Source organism: Stieleria magnilauensis, assembly GCA_007753675.1.
Lineage (GTDB): Bacteria > Planctomycetota > Planctomycetia > Pirellulales > Pirellulaceae > Stieleria > Stieleria magnilauensis.
The window spans coordinates 4,576,964-4,597,896 of sequence record CP036432.1; the positions used below are offsets into that span (position 1 = coordinate 4,576,964).

The following is a 20,933-nucleotide window of genomic DNA, read 5'->3' on the forward strand; positions in this document are numbered from 1 at the left end:
ACGATGGCTGAATCGCCTCAAGGCTCAACACTAGGGTTTCAACCGCTTGCTGATCCACGCCTTCCGCTCACGCAGTTCGCGTTCAAACCCTCGGTCGACCGGCTGGTAGTAACAACGATCGACACCCAAGTACTCTTGGGCTGCGATTCCGTGGGGGCTGTCGTGGCTGTAGAGATACCCTTCGCCGCGACCTTCACGCTCGGCCGAGGCGGAATGCGAATCGCGCAGGTGTCGGGGCACGGGGACAATTTTTTGATCGCGAACGTCTTTGCGGGCCGCGCCGATGGCCACCGTGGCGGCGTTGCTTTTGGGAGCCAGCGCCAAATAGGCCACCGTCTGGGACAGCATGTATTCGCTTTCCGGCAATCCGACCCATTCACAGGCCTGCATGCAAGCGACCGCCATCGGCAGCGCGGCCGGGTCGGCATTGCCGACATCTTCGCTGGCCAGGATGACCAGACGTCGACAGAGGAAACGCAGGTCTTCGCCGCCTTCGAGCATCCGCGCGAGCCAATAGATTGCGGCGTCGGCGTCGCTGCCACGGATGCTTTTGATCATGGCGCTGATCAGGTCATAGTGATCATCGCCGGTGCCGTCGTAGCCTGCGATCCGGGTGCCGATCGATTCGGCTGCCGCGTCGCGGGTGACCAGGGGGGGCTGCTGCGGCGAGCTGGAGACAGCGATTTCGAGTGCCGTGAGCGCCCGTCGCGCGTCGCCTTCGCAAACATCCGCCAGGAACGCGATCGCTTCGTCGTCGGCGCGTGCTCCCGTTGCCGCCAGCCCGCGTTCGCCGTCGGCCAGCGCCCGATGGAGCAACTCGGTGATCTCCGTCGGGGAGAGCGTTTCCAATTGGAACACCTGGCTGCGGCTGATCAGCGCCCCGTTGACGGCGAAATAGGGGTTGCTGGTCGTCGCACCGATCAGCGAAACGATGCCGGCTTCGACGTCCGGCAGCAACGCGTCCTGCTGGCTTTTGCTAAAGCGATGAATCTCGTCGATAAACAACACCGGCCGGGGCTCACCGCTGGCGACCAAGTCGGTGGCCCACGCCAACGCTTCACGCACCTCCTTGACCCCTCCGGTGACCGCACTCAGCCGGCGGCAGCGGCTGCCGGTTTCCTGGGCCAGCAGATGCGCCAGCGTCGTCTTGCCCGTTCCGGGTGGTCCGGACAAGATGACCGACCCCAACCGCCCGGCATCGACCATCCGTCGCAGCAGTTTCCCTGGCCCTAGAATGTGCTGCTGACCGACGTATTCTTTCAGCGACGTCGGACGCATCCGCGCCGCTAGCGGTTTGGCGTCTTCCAAGAAGTCGTCTTCTTGGGATTGGAACATCGAAGGCGTATGAGCCATAACGCAATGCAATGGGTGCGAGTTGGGGAGCGTGTGGCGAATTGTCCGAACGATCAGGCGACAAGGGAACCCCTAAACCAAGATGCGGAAAAGCAAAATGATGGGATGGATCACTCTGGGCGTCGCGCTCGCCATCACGGTCGCGATCATCGGTTCGGTGGTGCTGCGGATCGACGATTGGGGACGTGACTGGACGCAAAACCGAGCGGCCCTGGATCCCGCTGCCCCGCGTCCGGAGCTTCGGCCGGTCGAACTCGACGGCAGTGTCCAAGACGCCGCGGATCGCATTCGACAATGGACCGAGACGAATTCCAAGTGGGATTGGGTGTCCGAGGAACAAGCCGGTGGTGACCGGCGGCGGATTCAATTGACCCGCACGACGCCGGTGATGAAATTCGTCGACGACATCGAAGTCGAACTCACCGCCCATCCCGCCGGGCAAGATGCCACCAACCAAAGCGTGATCGTCAACGCCACCAGTCAATCGCGGGTGGGCAAAGGTGATCTGGGGCAAAATCCGAGGAATCTGATCGAGCTGACGACGGCCTTGAGAGATCGATGAAACGGTGGCGGCCCATTCTCGGTTGATCGAGTATACTTGTGAATCCTTCGTTTCTTTCCCGCCTTGTGTCCCTCCGATGCCGATTCGATTCTTTTTCGCCGCGGCGGTCCTGGCCCTTTGCGGATCGCCGTTTGTGCGGGGCGAATCTCCAGCCGATTCTGCTCCCGATTTTTCTCGCGATGTCCGGCCGATCCTGTCGGACCATTGTTTCGCCTGTCATGGACCCGATGAACATGAGCGACAGGCAGACTTGAGGCTTGACACTGCCGACGGAATCTTGTCGGTGGTCCAAGCCGGCGCGGTCGACGAAAGTGAACTCGTTTTGCGGTTGCGGAGCGATGACGACGACGTGTTGATGCCTCCCCCGGCCTTCAACAAACCCCTCACCGAAGCACAGAAAAAAACGCTCGAAGCGTGGGTGGCTGGCGGAGCGGAGTATCGTGGCCATTGGGCGTACGAGCCCCCCGTCAAAGTCGATGTCCCGCCCACTGCGTCGCACCCGATCGATCATTTCATCGACGCCAAAGCTGTTGCGAAAGGTCTCACGCTGGGCGGCCTCGCCGATGATGCGACGTTGATGCGACGACTGTGTTTGGATTTGACGGGTTTGCCGCCGACGCGTGACCAGATCGATCGACTCGCCGCAGGCAAACTGGACATCGATCGATTGGTCGACGAACTGCTCGCCTCGCCCGCCTTCGGCCAACATTTCGGACGCTATTGGTTGGACCTGGTCCGTTACGCCGACACCCACGGCTTGCACTTGGACAACTATCGCGAGATGTGGCCGTATCGCGATTGGGTCATCGATGCGTTCAACCAAAACATGCCGTTTGATCAATTCGTGACCGAGCAATTGGCCGGCGACTTGCTACCCGATGCGACGCTGTCACAGAAAATCGCCAGCGGATTCAACCGATTGAACGTCACCACAAACGAGGGCGGATCGATTTATGACGAGGTGTTCGCCCGCAACGTGATCGACCGCACCGATGCGTTCGGAACCGTCTTCCTGGGAATGACCACGCAGTGCGCGGTCTGTCACGATCACAAGTTCGATCCGATTTCCCAGAAAGAGTACTACTCGCTGTTCGCGTTCTTCAACAGCCTGGACGGAAGGGCGTTGGACGAAAACAAAAAGGATCCGGCGCCCGTCATCCGCGTGCCGAATGACGCACAGTCCGCGGAACTTGCCGCGTTGGACCAGCAGATCGCGGAACTGCGTCGCGAAATGCGTGAGCCGATCGAATCGGTCGATGCCGCCCAGCGGATTTGGGAAGCCGGCTTGAGCGGGAAGGACGAGGACGAACTTTCCCCCCGAATCGAATTGCTCTCTCCGAGCGCAGTGGACTCCAAATTCGGCACTGAGTTGGTGATCGAAGCCGACGGCAACGTTCGTGTCGGTGACACCGTTGCCGACCGAGACGTGCAAACCATCACCGCCCCGCTGGCCCCGTCCTTGGCCGGCGGTCATTGGCAATCGCTGCAATTGGAAGTCTCCCCCGATCCCAAGACCGATCGCGCGGGCGTCTCGCCCAACGGCAACGCCGTGCTGACGGAGATCGAAGTGGAAACACGGCAACGATCGTCGGAGAGCGAGGCCGAATGGGACCCCTTGCCGATTCGCTCGGCGCTGGCTGACATCGAACAGCAGGACGGCAATTTTGCGGTCGGCCTGGCGATCGACGGAAACCGACATGCGACCGAGGGCTGGGCGATCGCCGGGCACCAACAAACCGGAGGCCGCAACGCGTCGTTCGCCATTGCCGACCTGGCCGAGCGAATCGAACGCGGCCACGACCAGATTCGAATTCGGCTGGAGTACCTGTCACAGTTTGCCAAGCATCAGTTCTATGCCGTCCGCTTCCAGTTGTCCGAAGCCGCAGTCTCGGTTCCGATCAAGGACCAGATCACCGTCGGTGATCTTCATAGCGTCGGCCCGTTCCCCGTGGAAAGTTCCAACCCGGGCATCTACCGCAGTTTCGGTTCCCAACAAGAGGACTTCAAAGCCGAGGAAACTTTTCAATACGAAGACAAAACGTACGGCTGGGAATTGCGGAACGATTGGACCCCGGTTGCGATTCATACCTTGCCCGTTGCCGGCGAGAGCGTCGCAGTCAACTTAATCCACCAAACGTTGCAATCGCCCAAGAAACAGTCGATCGATCTGCTACTGGGGACCAGCGACAGTCACGTCGTGTTCTTGAACAAGAAACGGATTGCGCAGTCCGAACGCACCGGTCCGATCAACCCGCTGGCCAAGACGTACACGTTGGAGTTGAAGAAAGGGCACAACGACTTGTACATCAAGACCGTCTCGCTCGGTCGCACCGCGCAGTTCGCCTACGCCTATCGGTCCGCTGCGATCCCGCTGCCAAAGGGAATCGTGGAACTCTCGTCTCAGAAACCGAGTGAACGAACACCGGAGCAAGCGGCATCGCTACGTGCCTACTATCGTGAAGTCCAATGCACGCACCCGGATTGGTTGGTGCTGCAAGACATGGTCAAGGGCGCCGAAGCGGAGAAAGAAAAGCTGGAAGGCCAGATCGCGACGACATTGGTTTGGAAGGAACTGGACCAACCGCGTGAAGCCAAGGTGCTGGTCCGAGGCCAGTATGATCAACCGGGCGATACCGTCTCGCGACGTGTCCCCGAGTTTCTGCCGCCGATGGCCGACGACCTGCCGCGCGACCGATTGGGTTTAGCCACGTGGCTGGTCACGCCGGAGCACCCGTTGACGTCGCGTGTCGCGGTGAATCGTTTCTGGCAATCGATCTTCGGCAGCGGATTGGTCAAGTCCAGTGAAGATTTCGGCAGCCAGGGTCAGCCGCCCAGTCATCCCGAGCTACTCGATTACCTGGCGGTCGATTTCATCGAAAGCGGTTGGGACACCAAGCGGCTGGTCAAATTGATGGTGACCAGTCGCGCCTACCGACGTGACGCCGCGGTCAGTCCGGAGAATCTTGCGATCGATCCGGAGAATCGATTTCTGGCACGCGGTCCACGGCATCGCCTGGACGCCGAAGTGCTTCGTGATCAGGCCTTGGCGTTGGCAGGACTGTTGAATCCGCGACTGGGCGGTCCGAGCGTCAAACCGCCGCAACCGTCTGGGCTGTGGTACGCCGTCGGTTACACGCGGAGCAACACCGCGAATTTCAAAGCGGACGCGGAACTGGAGAAACAGCTTCGCCGCAGTGTTTACATCTTCTGGAAACGCACCAGTGCCCCGCCGCAGATGTCCACCTTCGATGCGCCCAGTCGCGAGTCGTGCACGGCGCGGCGGGAACGGACCAACACGCCGCTGCAAGCCTTGTTGCTGATGAACGAGCATCAATACTTGCAGGCGGCAAAGCACTTGGCGGTTCGCGCCCACGTCGAGTGTGATCTGGAGGATCCGTCGGACAAGTTGGCTTGGTTGTTCGAAACGGTGACCGCCCGAAAACCTGTCGCCGCGGAAGTCCACGAGTTGGTTTCGCTGCTGGACAAGGTGCAAAAACACTACCGCGACGACACGTCCGCTGCGGCGGATCTGTTGTCGGTCGACGAAATTAAATTCGACAAGATCGAACCGAGTGAGCATGCGGCCTGGATGATGATCGCCAGCACGCTGTTGAACTTGGACGAAGTGGTCAGCAAGTAGGAGAACTGAACGATGAATGCTAAGCAACGATTGATCCGCTTGAATCGACGTTCGCTGTTCTCGCAATCCGCGGCGGGATTGGGCGCCGCGGCGTTGGCGTCGTTGGACACCCGCGCCGAAGCCGCGCCCAGGGTATCGGATTATCGGTCCGAGACGGCCAAGGGCGGACTGCCCGAATTGCCGCACCACGAACCCAAAGCGAAACGGGCGATCTATTTGTTTATGTCGGGGGCACCCAGCCAGATGGATCTGTGGGACCACAAGCCGACCATGGCCGACTGGTTCGACAAGGACCTGCCGGATTCCATTCGCCAGGGTCAGCGGTTGACGACGATGACCAGCGGGCAAGCTCGATTTCCGATCGCGCCGAGCATCTACAACTTTTCGCCGCACGGTGAAAACGGAACGATGGTCAGCGAGTTGTTGCCACACACGGCGAAACACGTCGACGAAATCGCGTTGATCAAATCGATGCACACCGAAGCGATCAATCATGACCCCGCGATCACCTACATTTGCACCGGCGACCAGTTGCCGGGCAAAGCCAGTTTGGGGTCTTGGCTCAGCTACGGCCTGGGAACCGAAAACGAAAATCTGCCCGACTTCCTGGTCATGACTGCATCGTGGACCGGACGGAAAGAGGCCCAAGCGCTCTACAACCGGCTTTGGGGAAGCGGTTTCTTGCCCAGCAAGTATCAAGGCGTGGCGCTGCGCAGCGCTGGTGATCCGGTCTTGTATCTGTCCAACCCCAAGGGCGTCGATTCGAAACTGCGTCGCGAGATGCTGGACTCGTTGGCGCGTTTGAATCGAGTCACCGCCGAATCGATCGGCGACCCGGAAACCGACGCCCGCATCGCACAGTACGAGATGGCGTTCCGGATGCAGACCAGTGTGCCGGATCTGGCCAACATCAGCGACGAGCCGAAGTACATCTTGGACATGTACGGTGATGACGTGACCACGCCGGGAACGTTTGCCAATTGCTGCTTGATGGCTCGCCGAATGGCCGAACGCGGCGTGCGTTTCACCCAGATCTTTCATCGTGGCTGGGACCAACACGGCAACCTGCCCAAGGATTTGCCCAATCAGTGCAAAGACATCGACCGCCCCTGTTCGGCACTGCTGAAAGACCTTCGCCAACGCGGCATGATCGATGACACGCTGGTGGTATGGGGCGGCGAGTTTGGACGAACGATCTATTGTCAAGGAAGCTTGACCAAAACCAACTACGGCCGAGACCACCACCCCAAGTGTTTTTCCGTCTGGCTGGCCGGGGCGGGGATCCAAGGCGGCGTGGTCCACGGCGCGACCGATGAATTCAGTTACAACGTGACCGAGAATCCCGTCCACATCCGTGATCTCAATGCCACGATCTTGCATCTGATGGGAATCGATTCGGATCGATTCACCTATGCGTTCAAGGGACTCGATCAACGTCTGACCGGGGTTGAAGGTGGCGACGTCGTCCGCCAGGTGTTGGCGTAGACCGTCATAGGAATAGATCTTTGTCGCATCCCAAAATGAACGCGCCTTCGGCGGCCGCTGTCGTAGCGGCCAGCATGATCGGCGCCGGGGTTTACACGACCAGCGGGTTCACGCTCGGTGACTTGGGTGAGCCGCAGTACGTGATCGCGGCCTGGGCGATCGGCGGAGTGATCGCGATTTGCGGCGCGTTGTGTTACGGGGCACTTGCCCAGCAGTTCACCGAATCGGGTGGGGAATACTTGTTTCTGGCCCGCGCGATCCATCCCGCTGCCGGCATGATGGCCGGATGGGTTTCGCTGTTGGCCGGATTCACCGGCGCGATGGCGTTTGCCGCAACGACGTTTGAATCGTTCGCGCGGGGAGCGGGGTTTGGATGGCTGGACTCATTGCCCGATCGAACGATCGCCATCGTGTTGGTCTTGCTGGCGGCGATCGTCCACAGTCTGGGGCTCAAGCGTGGGACGCACATTCAAAATGGCGTGGTGATTGCCAAACTGGTTTTGATCGGGCTGTTCGTGCTGATCGCCTACAGCACGCTTTCGACGTGGCAGGGGACCAACGTCGCTGCTGCGTCCGAGGCAGGGGTAGACGCTGGGACCGAGGCGACGTCAGGCGGCGACTGGGCGTTTGCGTTGGTGTTCGCCAACGCGTTGACGTGGATTTCGCTCAGCTACAGCGGATTCAACGCGGCGGTTTATCTGACCGACGAGATCGAGCAACCGACGCGGAATGTGCCGCGTGCGATGCTGTTTGGCACGGTGGCGGTGGCGGTGCTGTACCTGCTGTTGAACATTATTTTCGTCTACGCCCCGCCGGCGGCTGATGTCGCCGGGCAGCCCAACGTGGCGACGTTGGCGGCCGAATCGGTCGGTCGACAGATCCAGGCCCGCGGATCGGTTTGGGGGTCATGGGTCAGTCCCTTGGTGCGAATTGCGATCCTGGCGGGGTTGGGAACATCGGTGTTGGCCCTGATGCAGACCGGGCCCAGGGTCTATCAAAAAATGGCGGCCGATCGCCTGTTGCCGCGTTGGTTGATCGGTCGCCGCGGCGGACACACTGGCGCCGCGACCATTACCGGACCGGTCGAATCGCTGCCGACGATCTGGATCCAAGCCGGCTTGGCGATCGTGGTGATTTGCATCAGCACGCTTCGTGAACAACTGGACTATTTGGGGTTTACCTTGTCGATCTGCGCCGCCCTGTGTGGGTCGCTGGTTTTCCTGTTTCGCAACCACGGCGTGCATCCGGTTCGGGTCTGGGGCTACCCGTGGGTGCCGTTTATCTACGTCGTGGGCACATTGGGGATCGCGACATTGACGGCGATTCGGGTTCCGTTGCAAGCCACGGTGGGTTTGGGCACCCTTGGGATCGGGATCGCGGCTTACTTGGTGTCCCGATTTCTGTGGGGTAGTCGGGCCTTCGTTGATCGACGAAACTAACGCACCTGCCCGCAGCAACACGAGACGCGAGTCTTGGCAAGCGGGGTGGGGAGGCTTACCACGGAAAGTGAGAATGCCCCCCGCAATGAGTTCACCGGTCGAGCGACTTGCCTGACCACCTTTTCACTGAAACCTCTCGAAATAGACGCGACTATGAGATACGCATTTCGCTTGGCTGAACTGTTGGGCCACACCCCGGACCGTCGCAAACGTCCGGGGACCATCAAATCGATTGTGGAACACACGGGTTTAGACCGTCACCAAGTCGCTTCGCTGTTGAAGAATGAGGCCAAGTACATCCCGCTGGATGCCCTGTCGCGTCTGTGCGATTACTTGATCGACCAGGGGCATGCGACCGCGGACCAATTGCCCGGGGCGCTGTTTGCGGTCAATCCGGAGAACTTTTGGGAGCTGATCGCGCGGCGGAAAGAAATTGAAATCATCGTGGGGGTTCGGGCGACCGATGCCAACGCGACTCCCGAAGGAGCTTCGGTGGTCGCCAGCGATTCGGTTCTGGTCGGCGAAGTCCTCAGTGGCGTGTCGACACTCGGCGGCGTCGCCAAGCACAAGGAGCAGGACGGCGACGAAGGATCCGGACGCGAAGTCCCCATGCCCGACCGATTCCAACAGACACTGGTCTGGAGTCCGGGCCAGGTCGATCCGACCGACGTGCGAGAGCGGGCGGACGAAGTCTTTGACGGGTTTGTCGATGCGACGGGCGACCGCGGCATGATCTGCATCGGCAGCATCAAGAGCAACCCGGTCGTCGAACTGCTGTTCTCCGACGTGTTCGGCTGCACGCCGTTTGTGACCGAAGACGACGTCGATGATGTGTCGGCACGTTCCTGTCCGTTCTTTCTGCGCTACCGAGATTCCGACCCCAAACCCGACAGCGCTTCGGCGGGCACGCGGTTGAGCAAGAACGAAGACGCGCCCGAACCGGGTTTCTACTACGAAAAAGACGACGGAACCTGGGAATTTGCCGGCGGCACGAACAAGGACACCGCAATGGTGTTCTACATTTACCGTGAAGCGCTCGGTCGACTCGATATGGTGCTCAGCGGATTCTCCGGACGTGCGACGCGGCTGTTGGCCCGGACGTTGGCGATTCGCGGCGAAGAGTTCTGGCCGCCGGTCTACGAGAAAGGCGGCGACATCATCGGCGCCTACCTGGTCACCTATGAGCAACCCGAAGACGAACAGACCCGAGACGACGCGCTGTTCAATCCCAGCGGCCCGGCTGAGATCATGCCGCTGCCGACCAAGGCGATCTCGCGTCGACTGGCGCGGCGATAATCCCACCATTGAATTGACAACATGGCAAAATCAAAATCCAAGTCGTCGCCCACGATGGCGGCGACGGCGGACAAGTTCGACCTCTATCAACAATCGGTACAGACCCCCGAACATGAGGTTGAATTCTTTGAACAAGCCTATCGCGAGGCCTATAAACGCAAACCTCTGACGCTTCGTGAAGACTTTTGCGGCACCTTCGCGGTGTGTTGCAAGTGGGTCGCGTCGAGCCCCCGCCGCACCGCAGTCGGCGTCGATTTCTGCAGCGAAACGCTGCAATGGGGACGCGATCATAATCTGGCCCAATTAAAACCGGCTCAGCGGAAACGCGTCACGCTGCTCGAACAAGACGTTCGCGACGGCAACACCGAACCGGCCGACGTCTTGGCCGCCCAGAATTTCTCGTTCTGGATCTTTAAAACCCGCCCCGAAGTCGTCGAGTACTTCAAGATCGCCCGTTCTCACCTGAACGATCAGGGCATCATGGTCATGGACATGATGGGCGGCGGTGAATGCTTCAACGAAGACCACACCGACAAGCGGACGATCAAAAAAGGCAAGAAAGGGTTCGACTATCACTGGAAACAGGAATCCTTCAACCCGATCACCGCCGACGCGAGTTTTTCGATCTCATTCAAGTTCCCCGACGGCAGCAAACTGAAACGGGCCTTTGAATACCATTGGCGGTTCTGGACGATTCCCGAAGTCCGCGAGATGCTGGCCGAAGCCGGATTTCGGGAGAGCCACGTTTATTGGGAACGCGAGAACGAAGACGATCCGGAACTCGATGGCGGATGGTATCGCTGCGGGGCAGCCGACAGCGACCCCAGCTGGATCTGCTACATCGTCGCCATCAACTAACCAGTGGCGTCAGCTTCCAGCTTGCAGCTGAGGGGACGCAAGCTGGAAGCTTACGCCACTACCTCGGTTTCGCCCGGGTCAATTGCTCAAGCGACTCAAACAACGAGTCGACTTGACGGTCGGTCGGGTCGGGGGCGATGGCGGTGTAATAGCCGGCGTGGATCCCGAGGGCGGCACGCATGGCGGCGGCGCGCTCGGGCGGGGCATCGATCATCACGTTGACCATTTCGAAATCGCGGTCCCAGAGGACGCGGTCGGCCAGCATTTCGACCAGCCAGCTCCAACGATCGACCTCCAGCGAATCCACCTCGATGTCAAACACCGATTTCTGGTCGGCGTCTTGCAAACGCTCTTCCTGACGTAGCACGTCGTCGTCTTCGTTTTCCAGAAAGGCGTCCAATGCGGCTTGTCGCCAGCGGCATCGGAATTCCTCCGGCGAGACCGGATGCAATTCGATCTCAAGCTCGATTTGCTGGATGATATTTTGATAGACCGCCGCGACGGCCGCTTCGTTGATGCCGCTCAACTCAAGTGTCTGGTCGGTTTCCTGCAACAGATTGGTGGCCAACAAATCGAGCACCGCGAGTTGCTGTTGCCAAGTCAATTCATCGAACAACGTGACGCCATACGCCCACGGCTCTTCCTCGGTTTCGCGACAACTGGCCAGTTCCTGAACCATGGTTGCGAGCGAGTCACGCACCAACTCCGCCTCCTCACCAACCAGATACCGGTCGCCAGATGGAGTGTGCCAAGTCATCGTGAGTATCCGGATCGTGCCAACCGTGCGAAAGAGAAGGATGCCGCGTCACGCAATCGGCCCGGCCGGATCGGCAGGTCGACGTGATCGAGGCAGGGGAGATCTTGATTGATCCGGCGCCGGACTGCAAGCTTTTAGCGCGACGCGACAACGAAGAAGCCGAATCGGCTGGGGCACCCTTTTTTTTGTTTGCCTATTCTTCGCGTTTTACGCGCCAATCGTTGAGAATTCAGCTCGAAAGCGGGGCAGGATGGCTCAAACGCGGTAATCTGGGTGACTTTTCCGTCCCTCAACCCCGGTTTGTCGTGTCGAAAGCCGCCGAATCGCCTTAACGGCTTGGCGTTGATCGCGGCATCTCTAAAATCTCCCCCTGACGACTTCCCTTCCCAATCCCGCTTTGACGGTCCGAACCGCCCCATCGATGGAATCTGCGTCGGCCCCTTTTGCATAGAAACAACCCTCCCTTCCCTGTCGAGTAATGAACACCATGCCAGACCATCACACCCTGGATATCAAACGCGTTGCCATTCTGTTTGCCGGAGGCCCCGCGCCGGCTGCCAACGCGGTGATTTCGACGGCTGCGTTTTCATTCCTGGAAGAAGGCTCGCAGGTTTTCGGGATCAAGCACGGCTACAGTCGTCTGGCCGATTACACCGCCGCAGGCCCGCTGCAAGAAGGCGTCGACTACTTACGCTTCACCCACGAATCGCTGACCCACGCCCGCAGCAGTCGTGGCATCATGATCGGGACCGCCCGCACCAACCCCGGAAAACATGTCAGCAGCCCCGAGCACTTGAAAGACCCCGAACTGGTCGCGCCGCTGCGACGTGTTTACGAAGGCCTGTGTTCCCTCGAAATCGACGCGTTGATTTCGATCGGCGGTGACGACACGCTGAAGACGGCCAACAAATTAAAAATGTTCCAGGACAACCTGCCCGGCGACGCGCGGCGGTTCCCGGTCATCCACCTGCCCAAGACGATCGACAACGACTACAGCGGAATCGATTTCACGTTCGGGTTCTTCACCGCCGTGGAAACGTTGGCCGAAGAGATTCGCAACTTGAATTACGACGCCGCAGCCGGAAAGGCGTACTTCCTGTGCGAAGCGATGGGACGCAGCGCGGGCTGGTTGGCCTATGGCGCGGCGATCGCCGGTGAAGGCAGTTTGGTGATGAGCGTCGAAGACATCGCCGGCGACTTGGCAGCCGAAGAGGTGGATCCGGAAACCGGCAAACCACGCAAGATCATGGTGCTGGACAAGGTGATCGACAAGATGGTCGACATGATGGTCGCCCGCGAACGCGAAGGCCGCGAGTACGGAACCATCGTCGTCGCCGAAGGCCTGGCGGAATTCTTGCCCGCGAAATACTTGGAAGGCGTTTCCCGTGATGACCACGGACACATCAACATCTCCGCGATCAACCTGGGCGCATTGCTGAGCGGACTGCTCGCGAAAGCCTACACGGCGCGAACCGGCAAAGCACGCAAGGTCAACGGCCTGCAACTCGGCTATGAAGCGCGCTGTGCGCCGCCCCACGCTTACGACGTGATGCTCGGCTCGCAACTCGGCGTCGGTGCGTACCGTGCCCTCGTGGAAGAGAAACTCAACGGCGTGATGGTCTCGGTCTCCGGTCAACTGGACCTGCACTACGTGCCGTTCAACAAGCTGGTCGATCCCCAAACGCTGGTCACGAAAGTTCGCTTCATCGAACCCGGCAGCGACTTCCACCGTCTGGCTCGGTTCCTGGAAACCTGCACCGACAGCTGATCCAGTCGGCTACCGAAGACCTCCCCCTTTCGATCTGCCGGCGGCAAGGCCGCCGGCAGATCGAAAGGGGGAAAGAGGGTCTGGGCTTTCTTTCCTGGGGTGGCGGTCACTCCGCTGCGCTCGCTCCCTTACCCCAGGCTATGTTGTCAATGCCCGTTGGGCAAACGCCGTGGAACGGTTTCCGCAGCGCATGGAGTTGCAGCGAACTCAATTGCCGTCACCCCAGCTGGTCCAGCAACCACTGCATTTCACTGGCGATGTCTTCGGCCAAGCCACGTCGCCGCATCGCTTCGGGCAAGACGGTCCAGGCGTACGTCTCGACTTCCAAGTGCCCCGTGAAGTCGACGTTGATCGTGTCATCGTCCAGGGCCTGCAAACATTCGATCACCGCATCCCGGCTGGTGGTCAATTGGCCGACGCGTTCCAAGAAAATCGGGACGTGAAAATGGATCACCCAGCGGAGGATCTCGTCGAGGTCGCCCGCTCGGGTTTGCTCTAGCAGTGCGGGCAAATCATCGGCCAATTGGAAGGAACCGTCGCGTCCGACCTGACCCGTCTGATGCAAATATCGGTCTTCGGCGAACGCGCCGAGCTGTTCCAGGGTCGCCCGAACCTCGGCGGCGGCGATCGATGCCCAATCGGCCACGATCGCGCTGCTGACCTGGACCTTGCCGATCGTGATTCCGGCATCGGCATAGGCCGTCACCACCGAACGTTGCGGTTCGTTCATCACGGCGCTGTGACAGATGTCGTGACAGACTGTCAGATAACGTCGGTGCGTCGGATCGGGTAGGTGTACGTCGAAGAAACCGATCAGATCACCGACCGTGTCGATCACGCAGCCGGGCTCCGGTTCGATCGCGACCACGATCCGTTTCCCGGTCTGATCCTCCAGCCGTTTCAGGAACGCCGCCAGTTCCCGCAGCTTGGCACCGGCGATTGCCACGTCATCGAGACCGGAGCGATCGTCTGCAAACGGGTTGTCGGGCCAACCGATCGGCAGCGTGCTGATCGATCCCAGCGGCTGATCCTCGTGAAGCAACCGCGACAAGACCGTGGCCAGCCGCTGCGTGTACTCCAACCGCTCTGGCTCAGCCCACGTCGGCAAGTACACGCGTTGCTTGACGTGATCGCCGTGGAAATTCGCGAACGGAAACCCATTGATCGTGAAGGGCTGCAATCGACTGGAATCCAGAAATCCACGAAAGGCGTCCAATTGACCGGCGGCCAGTTCACGCGAAGCCTGATCGGGGATCCACAGTCCGACGCCCAACGCGTTCAAACCGTGTGTCTGGGAAAGTTGTTGCTGGACCGGTACCGCGTACTCCTGCAGATTCGCCCGGATCGAGGTCAAATCGATGCCGACATGAACATTCGTGCAATAGCCGATCTGACGGTCGCGATGGCGGAGTGGATCTGAATCGTTGATGTTCAATGTGCTAACATGACGGAGGAAATGAACGGCCGTGCGGGAGCAGGTCATCGCTGTTGTGCCCGATGCCTGCGGTCGTCAGCCTGCACGAATTGCCCCCACCCAAGACGACCGTCATCAGGATAACGGCAACACGCCACGGAATGAACGGTGCCATCCCCCGAGTCTATGATGCTGAACCAAACGGATCACTATTTGCTGCGACGCGCTTACGAGGAAGCCGTGACCGGGTTCAACGAGGGTGGCTGCCCGATCGGATCACTGCTCGCGCGGGGGGACGAGGTCTTGGCCAGTGGGCGAAACCAGCGAGTCCAACAGGGCGACCCGATCGCGCACGGCGAAATGGATGCGTTGCGCAAGGCCGGGCGTCAATCGACCTATCGCGACACGACACTTTACACCTCGCTGAGCCCCTGCATGATGTGTAGCGGGACGATCGTCCAGTTCGGCATTCCGCGTGTCGTGATCGGTGAAAACCAGAACTTTGGTGGCAACGAAGCATTCCTGCGCGAGCACGGCGTCGAAGTCGTGATCGCCAATGACCCGGGTTGCATCGCCCTGATGGAGCGATTTATTCGCGAAAAGCCTGATCTATGGGCGGAGGACATCGCACAGGAGACATAACGTCGACAGACCGCAATCTGCCGAATTAAGATTGTCGCGTCATCCTACGTCGCCCCGTCCGCCCGAGTCTCGCACCCTGAGCCCCAGTACTGTGATTCCGCTCTGCCGTCGAAGCTACTTGTTCGTGCCCCTGGTGTCGCCTCGATTGGCGACAATCCTTTTCCTCGCCTTGCTGACGGCCGTGTCGGGCGTCGGCACCGACGAGGTCTCCGCCCAATCACCGGAATCGGCCAACCGAAAACACTCCGATCCCCACGACCCCTTCGCCCAACTGGACCCCTGGTGGCCGACGCCGGGTGCGACGCGAATCGCCTCGGGTGCTCCCGGCCCCGCCTACTGGCAACAGCGCGCCGACTATGAGATCGACGTCACGCTCGACGACGACCAGCAGCAGATCAACGGCGTGGTGAAGATTCGTTATCACAACCAATCGCCCCACACGCTGCCGTATCTCTGGATCCAGTTGGACCAGAATCGATTCCGCCAGGGATCGGACGCCTTGGAAACCACGACCGCGCCGTCGCTGTCGCCGCGGATCTCGTTCGGCGCGATGAAGTCCATTTTGGCCAGCCGTCGCTTTGACGGAGGCTACCGCATCGCATCGGTCACCGACGGCGCCGACAAACCGCTCCGCCACACCGACATCGGCACGATGATGCGGATCGATCTGTCGACGCCGATCGCGCCGGGCGAACAGACCGAAGTGGCGATCGAGTACTCGTACAAGATCGTCGATGCGAAAGTCATTCGCGCCCGTGGCGGCAAGGAGTATTTCGAGGACGACAAAAACTACATCTACGAAATCGCCCAGTGGTTCCCCCGAGTCGCCGCCTACACGGATTTCGGCGCCTGGCAACACAAGTCGTTCTTGGGCCGCGGCGAGTTCACGCTGGAACTGGGCAATTATCGCGTCCGGATCACGGTCCCGTCGGAAATGGTCGTCGCGTCCACCGGAACCTTGCAGAATCCGGATCAGGTGCTGACCGATCAGTGGAAACAACGGTTGGCCAAGGCAGAACAGGCTCCAACGCCGGTGTTCATCATCACGCCGGAGGAAGCCGAAGCGAACGAAAGCGTGAGAACGGAAACGACAAAGACGTGGGAGTTTGACGCAACGAACGTGCGCGACTTCGCCTTTGCCGCCAGCCGCAAATTCATTTGGGATGCCCTGGGGGTCAAGGTCGGCTCGCAAACAGTGATGGCGATGTCCTATTACCCCAATGAAGCCGAACCGTTGTGGAGCCAATATTCGACCGAGGCGATCGCGCACACGCTAGAAGTCTACGGCCGATACTCCTTTGAATACCCGTACCCGGTTGCGATCAGCGTCAACGGTCCGGTCTATGGCATGGAATACCCGATGATCTGCTTCAACGGTCCGCGCCCGGAAGACGATGGAACGTACAGCAAAGCGACCAAGTACGGTTTGATCTCGGTCGTCATCCACGAGGTCGGTCACAACTTCTATCCGATGATCGTCAACAGCGACGAACGGCAATGGACCTGGATGGACGAAGGGCTCAACACGTTCCTGCAATACCTGGCCGAACAGGAATGGGAAGAAGATTACCCGTCGCGACGCGGTGACCCCGAAAAGATCACCGGCTACATGCGGGGTAACAACCAACGTCCGATCATGACAGGCAGCGAAGAGATCCTGCAGTTCGGCAACAACGCCTATGGCAAACCCGCCACCGCGCTGAACATTCTTCGCGAAACCATTCTCGGCCGCGAATCCTTCGACTTTGCCTTTCGTGAGTACGCTCGGCGTTGGAAATTCAAACGCCCCACGCCCAGTGATTTTTTCCGCACGATGGAAGACGCCTCGGGCGTCGATCTGGATTGGTTCTGGCGGGGCTGGTTCTACGGAACCGACCACGTCGACATCGCCATCGACGACGTCCAGCTGTACAAGATCGACTCGGGCGATCCGGATGAACAAGCCGAACGAACGCGGCAGGAAAAGGACCGTGAAGAAGACACGATCACCGAGGATCGCAATCAAGGCATGCGACGGCGGATCGATTGGCAACCGGGGCTCAAGGATTTTTACAACAGCCCCGAGTACGACGAGTGGAAAGTCGAAGAGGAGGACCGCAAGTCGTTTCAAAAATTCTTGGACGGTTTGAGCAGCGAAGAACGGGCGATCCTGCGCCGAACCACCAATTTTTACGTCGTCGATTTTCGTAACGTGGGCGGCTTGGTGATGCCGATCCTGATCCGCGTCCACTACGCCGACAACACCAGCGAAATGATGACGTTCCCGGCCCAGATCTGGCGCAGCAACAGCAAACGCGTCAGCAAGTTGATCGTCACCGACAAAGAAATCGTCCGCCTGGAACTCGATCCGAAACGCCAGACCGCGGACGTCGACGAAGGCAACAACCACTGGCCCGAAAAAATGGTGCCCAGTCGTTTCAAGTTGTTCAAGGACGAAAAGAAAAAGAACCCGATGCAGAAAGCCGCCGATGATCAAAACGACGATCCGAAGCAAGACGCAGAGGACGAATCATCGGACGAGAAAGCCGAGCAAGAACCGGCCAAAGGAAAATGATCCACATGACCTCCGTTCTCGTCGCCCTCTGGTCCACGCTGTTGATGCACCCGGTCCATGAGACCGTTTGTGAAATCGAGTGGAACGCGGAATCGCGTCGCGTCGAAGTCGCGCTGCGGATCGACGTGCTGGACGAACAATGGATGGCCCGCTCGATCCAGGCCGACGCCGACGAGGATTGGCAGGGCCAGTACCTGCGTTCCAAATTGTTCTTTGATCCCCAAGTCGGGCAAGGCGAACGAGCCGAACCCGAGGCTGCCAAACCCGAGGCTGTCAAACTCAGCGGTCGCCCGATACGCTGGGTCGGACGCAAACTCGACGGCGGCCACGTTTGGTGGTTCTTCGAAGTCGTCTGCCAAGACGGCCAGCCACCGACATCGATTCAAACGCGACTGTTGTTTGACCGGCAACGCGATTACCAACATCGCATCGTGGTGCTCGGAAAACCGGTCGCCGACGACGGCAAGCGAGTCTCGATCCTGCTGACCGACCAAAAGCCTTCGGCGGCATTGACGTTGGTGCGTTGATCGTCAGCCAGGGCCTGTCCTGGCCGACCGCTGCAACCTGTCCCTGGAACCTCTTACGACGCGACCCATCCTTCTCGATGCAAAACGAATCGCTCACCGCCGAAGTCGTCTCGATCGGCGACGAAATGACCAGCGGCGCTCGGCTGGACACCAACGCCCAATGGCTGAGTCGGCGGCTGGGAGAATTGGGGATTGAAGTCACCTTCCACAGCACCGTCGGCGACACGCTGCAGCACAACATCGACGTCTTTCGTACCGCCGCGCTGCGGGCCGATGTGGTGGTCTGCACGGGCGGGCTGGGACCGACACGCGATGATCTGACGCGTCAAGCGCTGGCGGCCGTGCTCGACCAACCGCTGGAATTGCGACAATCGGCGTTGGACCACATCCACCGATTGTTCGCCCGCCGCAATCGCGAAATGCCCCAGCGCAACGAGGTCCAAGCGATGTTTCCCGTCGGCAGCCTGGAGATCGTCAATCCACAGGGCACGGCTCCCGGCGTCGATGCGACGTTCCAGCGGCCCGATGGTTCCACCAGTCGGCTGTTTGCGTTGCCCGGTGTTCCGGCAGAAATGAAACGGATGTTCGACGAGACCGTCGCGCCGCGGATTTTAGAAAGCGGTGCCAACACACGTCGGCACATCGAACATCATGTGATGAAATTCTTCGGCGTCGGCGAAAGCGACATGGAACAACGCTTGGGCGAGATGATCGCCCGCGACCACGTGCCACGCGTCGGCATTACGGTCAGCTCCGCGACGATCTCGCTGCGGATCAGCGCCATCGGCGAGTCGCCACAGGAATGCCACCGCCAGATCGAATCGACGCGTGCCGAAATCATGGAACGCGTCGGGGAACTGCACTTCGGTGACGGCGAAGAGTTCGAACAATACCACGCGGTGGAGCGGATGCTGGCCGAACGGGGCGAAAGTTTGGTGAGCGTGGAATTTGGACGCTCGGCGGTGCTGGCCAATTGGTTTGCCTCGCTCGGCGAATCGTCCACGTATCGCGGCGGATTCTGTTTTGCCAAGCTCGGTGAATTGGCGACGGTATTGGATGTCGATGCGGATTCGGCCCTGGAAACGCTTCGTCGCCGCTGCGACTCGCAATGGTTGGTCGCTGTGGACGAGTACCCGTCGTTGGAATGCAGCGACGACCAACCGCTGCCGGCCGCCGAGGTGACCTTGATCGTCATCGATCCGACCGGGACGGTGTTTTCGACGACCAGCCGACTGGGCGGTCATCCGTCGATCATTTACGAACGGATCGGCAAAGCAGCCCTGGCGTGGCTGCGACGCGTGCTCACCGAACCGCGGGCCGACCGGCATGACAACCCGACGGCGGCGGCGCGATGAAGGTTCTGTATGAAGACAACCATCTGTTGGTCGTCGACAAGCCGGCCGGGATGCCGACGATGGGAGCCGAACCGGGCATTCAAACCGTCCACGGCTGGGCGACGGATTATCTGAAACGTCGCTATCAAAAACCGGGCAACGTGTTTGTCGGCGTCGTCAGCCGGCTCGACCAACTGACCACCGGCGTGCTTGTCCTGGCGCGAACCAGCAAAGCGGCCTCGCGGCTGGCGATTCAGTTCGGCGGCCCTGGCAAAAGCAAGAAAGTGTCTACCCGGGCGAGGAAATTGTATCTGGCGATGGTCGCCGGGGATTTGGAGAAAGATTCCGGGTTGCCGCGATCAGGCACATTGACCGATTCAGTTTTCAAAGACGACGCGGCGCATCGCATGCGGGTCGCCCGGCACCCGCGATCGGACGCGCAAGACGCTCGTTTGAACTACTGTGTGATTGACCGATCGGCGGCGCGGACACTCGTCGCGGTGCGGTTGTTGACCGGCCGCAAGCATCAAATTCGCCTGCAATTCGCCGATCGAGGGCACCCCATTCTGGGCGACACCAAATACGGCTCGCACAGCCGTTTCCCCCACGGGGTTGCCCTGCACAGCTGGCGTCTTTTAATAGAGCACCCGACGAAATCCGAAAGGCGACTGTTCGCCGCGCCTCTTCCCGGCGTATGGCAGGAGCCCCCGTTTTCGGTTCCCAGTGAATCATCGATCGAATCGACGCTGATCGCCGACGCTGATTGGTACGACGAGGAGAGCAAGATTTGACGCAGCGTTCATCGAGCCCCCGTGGTGAGCCACCGTTTCTTCCCAGCCGCATCGTCTCCGGTGGGCAAACCGGCGTCGATCGCGCCGGATTGGAAGTGGCGATCGCCTACCAGATCCAACACGGCGGCTGGTGTCCCAAGGGGCGGTTGTCCGAAGACGGTTCGATTCCCAGCCGATATGAGTTGGTGGAAATGGAGACCGCCGAATATCCGCCTCGGACCGAACAGAACGTGATCGACAGTGACGCCACGCTGATTTTGTATGAACAGCGTCTCAAGGGCGGCACGTTGCTGACGCGTCGTTACGCGACACGTTGGAGCAAACCGTTTCTGTCGGTGGCGATGGATGCGTCGTCCCCGGTCGCCGTCCGCGTTTGGTTGGACCAAGTGCGGCCGCAAACTTTGAATATCGCCGGCCCACGCGAAAGCAGTTTCCCGGGGATTGGGGAACGCGCGCTGGCGTTCTTGTTGGAGGCATTCGCGGCCAGCGCCACGGAGGTGTCTGGTTAGCTCG

The 20,933-nt window shown here is 60.0% G+C and carries 16 protein-coding genes; 13 read left to right on the top strand and 3 right to left on the bottom strand.

Annotated elements, in window-relative coordinates:
• Positions 1-30: 30 nt before the first annotated feature.
• A complete protein-coding gene (locus tag TBK1r_RS16065) occupies positions 31-1,335 on the bottom strand; it encodes a replication-associated recombination protein A (protein ID WP_145212585.1) in 1,305 nt (434 codons plus the stop codon).
• Between the two features lie 100 nt (positions 1,336-1,435).
• On the opposite strand from TBK1r_RS16065, the gene TBK1r_RS16070 reads away from it, so the two are divergent.
• The 6 genes from TBK1r_RS16070 to TBK1r_RS16095 all read left to right on the top strand — a co-directional run bounded on the left by TBK1r_RS16070 (position 1,436) and on the right by TBK1r_RS16095 (position 10,633).
• Positions 1,436-1,915: a DUF1499 domain-containing protein gene (locus TBK1r_RS16070; RefSeq protein ID WP_419581404.1), complete on the top strand. Its 480-nt coding sequence runs from the start codon at positions 1,436-1,438 to the stop codon at positions 1,913-1,915.
• A 76-nt stretch (positions 1,916-1,991) separates the two neighbouring features.
• Positions 1,992-5,555: a PSD1 and planctomycete cytochrome C domain-containing protein gene (locus TBK1r_RS16075; protein WP_145212588.1), complete on the top strand. Its 3,564-nt coding sequence runs from the start codon at positions 1,992-1,994 to the stop codon at positions 5,553-5,555.
• A 12-nt stretch (positions 5,556-5,567) separates the two neighbouring features.
• A complete protein-coding gene (locus tag TBK1r_RS16080; protein ID WP_145212591.1) occupies positions 5,568-7,040 on the top strand; it encodes a DUF1501 domain-containing protein in 1,473 nt (490 codons plus the stop codon).
• A 20-nt stretch (positions 7,041-7,060) separates the two neighbouring features.
• Positions 7,061-8,479, top strand: coding sequence for an APC family permease (locus tag TBK1r_RS16085; protein WP_145212594.1), 1,419 nt, complete (start codon positions 7,061-7,063; stop codon positions 8,477-8,479).
• A 153-nt stretch (positions 8,480-8,632) separates the two neighbouring features.
• Entirely contained in the window at positions 8,633-9,775 is a 1,143-nt protein-coding gene (locus TBK1r_RS16090) for a helix-turn-helix domain-containing protein (protein WP_145212597.1), read from the top strand.
• Between the two features lie 21 nt (positions 9,776-9,796).
• On the top strand, positions 9,797-10,633 hold the full coding sequence (locus TBK1r_RS16095; protein WP_145212600.1) for a class I SAM-dependent methyltransferase: 837 nt from the start codon (positions 9,797-9,799) through the stop codon (positions 10,631-10,633).
• Positions 10,634-10,691: 58 nt separating this feature from the next.
• On the opposite strand, the gene TBK1r_RS16100 is transcribed toward TBK1r_RS16095, so the two are convergent.
• A complete protein-coding gene (locus tag TBK1r_RS16100) occupies positions 10,692-11,390 on the bottom strand; it encodes a hypothetical protein (protein ID WP_145212603.1) in 699 nt (232 codons plus the stop codon).
• A 487-nt stretch (positions 11,391-11,877) separates the two neighbouring features.
• Between TBK1r_RS16100 and TBK1r_RS16105 the strand changes: the two genes are divergently transcribed.
• A complete protein-coding gene (locus TBK1r_RS16105; protein WP_095736999.1) occupies positions 11,878-13,158 on the top strand; it encodes a 6-phosphofructokinase in 1,281 nt (426 codons plus the stop codon).
• 217 nt (positions 13,159-13,375) lie between these two features.
• Here TBK1r_RS16105 and eboE read toward each other — a convergent pair whose 3' ends face one another.
• Positions 13,376-14,641, bottom strand: coding sequence for a metabolite traffic protein EboE (gene eboE / locus TBK1r_RS16110; RefSeq protein WP_419581405.1), 1,266 nt, complete (start codon positions 14,639-14,641; stop codon positions 13,376-13,378).
• 117 nt (positions 14,642-14,758) lie between these two features.
• On the opposite strand from eboE, the gene TBK1r_RS16115 reads away from it, so the two are divergent.
• From TBK1r_RS16115 to TBK1r_RS16140, 6 genes are all read left to right on the top strand, one after another.
• Positions 14,759-15,214, top strand: a complete 456-nt coding sequence (locus TBK1r_RS16115) for a nucleoside deaminase (RefSeq protein ID WP_372894744.1) — start codon at positions 14,759-14,761, stop codon at positions 15,212-15,214.
• Between the two features lie 145 nt (positions 15,215-15,359).
• Complete coding sequence (locus TBK1r_RS16120) at positions 15,360-17,768, top strand: M1 family metallopeptidase (protein WP_419581406.1); 2,409 nt, start codon at positions 15,360-15,362, stop codon at positions 17,766-17,768.
• A gap of 5 nt (positions 17,769-17,773) precedes the next feature.
• Positions 17,774-18,295 carry a DUF6702 family protein gene (locus TBK1r_RS16125; protein WP_145212606.1) on the top strand — a complete coding sequence of 174 codons (522 nt, stop codon included), beginning with the start codon at positions 17,774-17,776 and terminating at the stop codon, positions 18,293-18,295.
• A 77-nt stretch (positions 18,296-18,372) separates the two neighbouring features.
• The gene (locus TBK1r_RS16130) at positions 18,373-19,650 is read left to right on the top strand and encodes a competence/damage-inducible protein A (RefSeq protein WP_145212609.1); all 1,278 of its coding nucleotides are present in this window, start codon (positions 18,373-18,375) and stop codon (positions 19,648-19,650) included.
• Positions 19,647-20,420 (top strand): RluA family pseudouridine synthase, encoded by a 774-nt coding sequence (locus TBK1r_RS16135; RefSeq protein WP_145212612.1) that lies wholly within the window; start codon positions 19,647-19,649, stop codon positions 20,418-20,420. The genes TBK1r_RS16130 and TBK1r_RS16135 overlap by 4 nt, the downstream gene beginning before the upstream one ends.
• Positions 20,417-20,929, top strand: a complete 513-nt coding sequence (locus tag TBK1r_RS16140) for a putative molybdenum carrier protein (protein ID WP_145212615.1) — start codon at positions 20,417-20,419, stop codon at positions 20,927-20,929. The genes TBK1r_RS16135 and TBK1r_RS16140 overlap by 4 nt, the downstream gene beginning before the upstream one ends.
• The last annotated feature ends 4 nt before the right edge of the window (positions 20,930-20,933 follow it).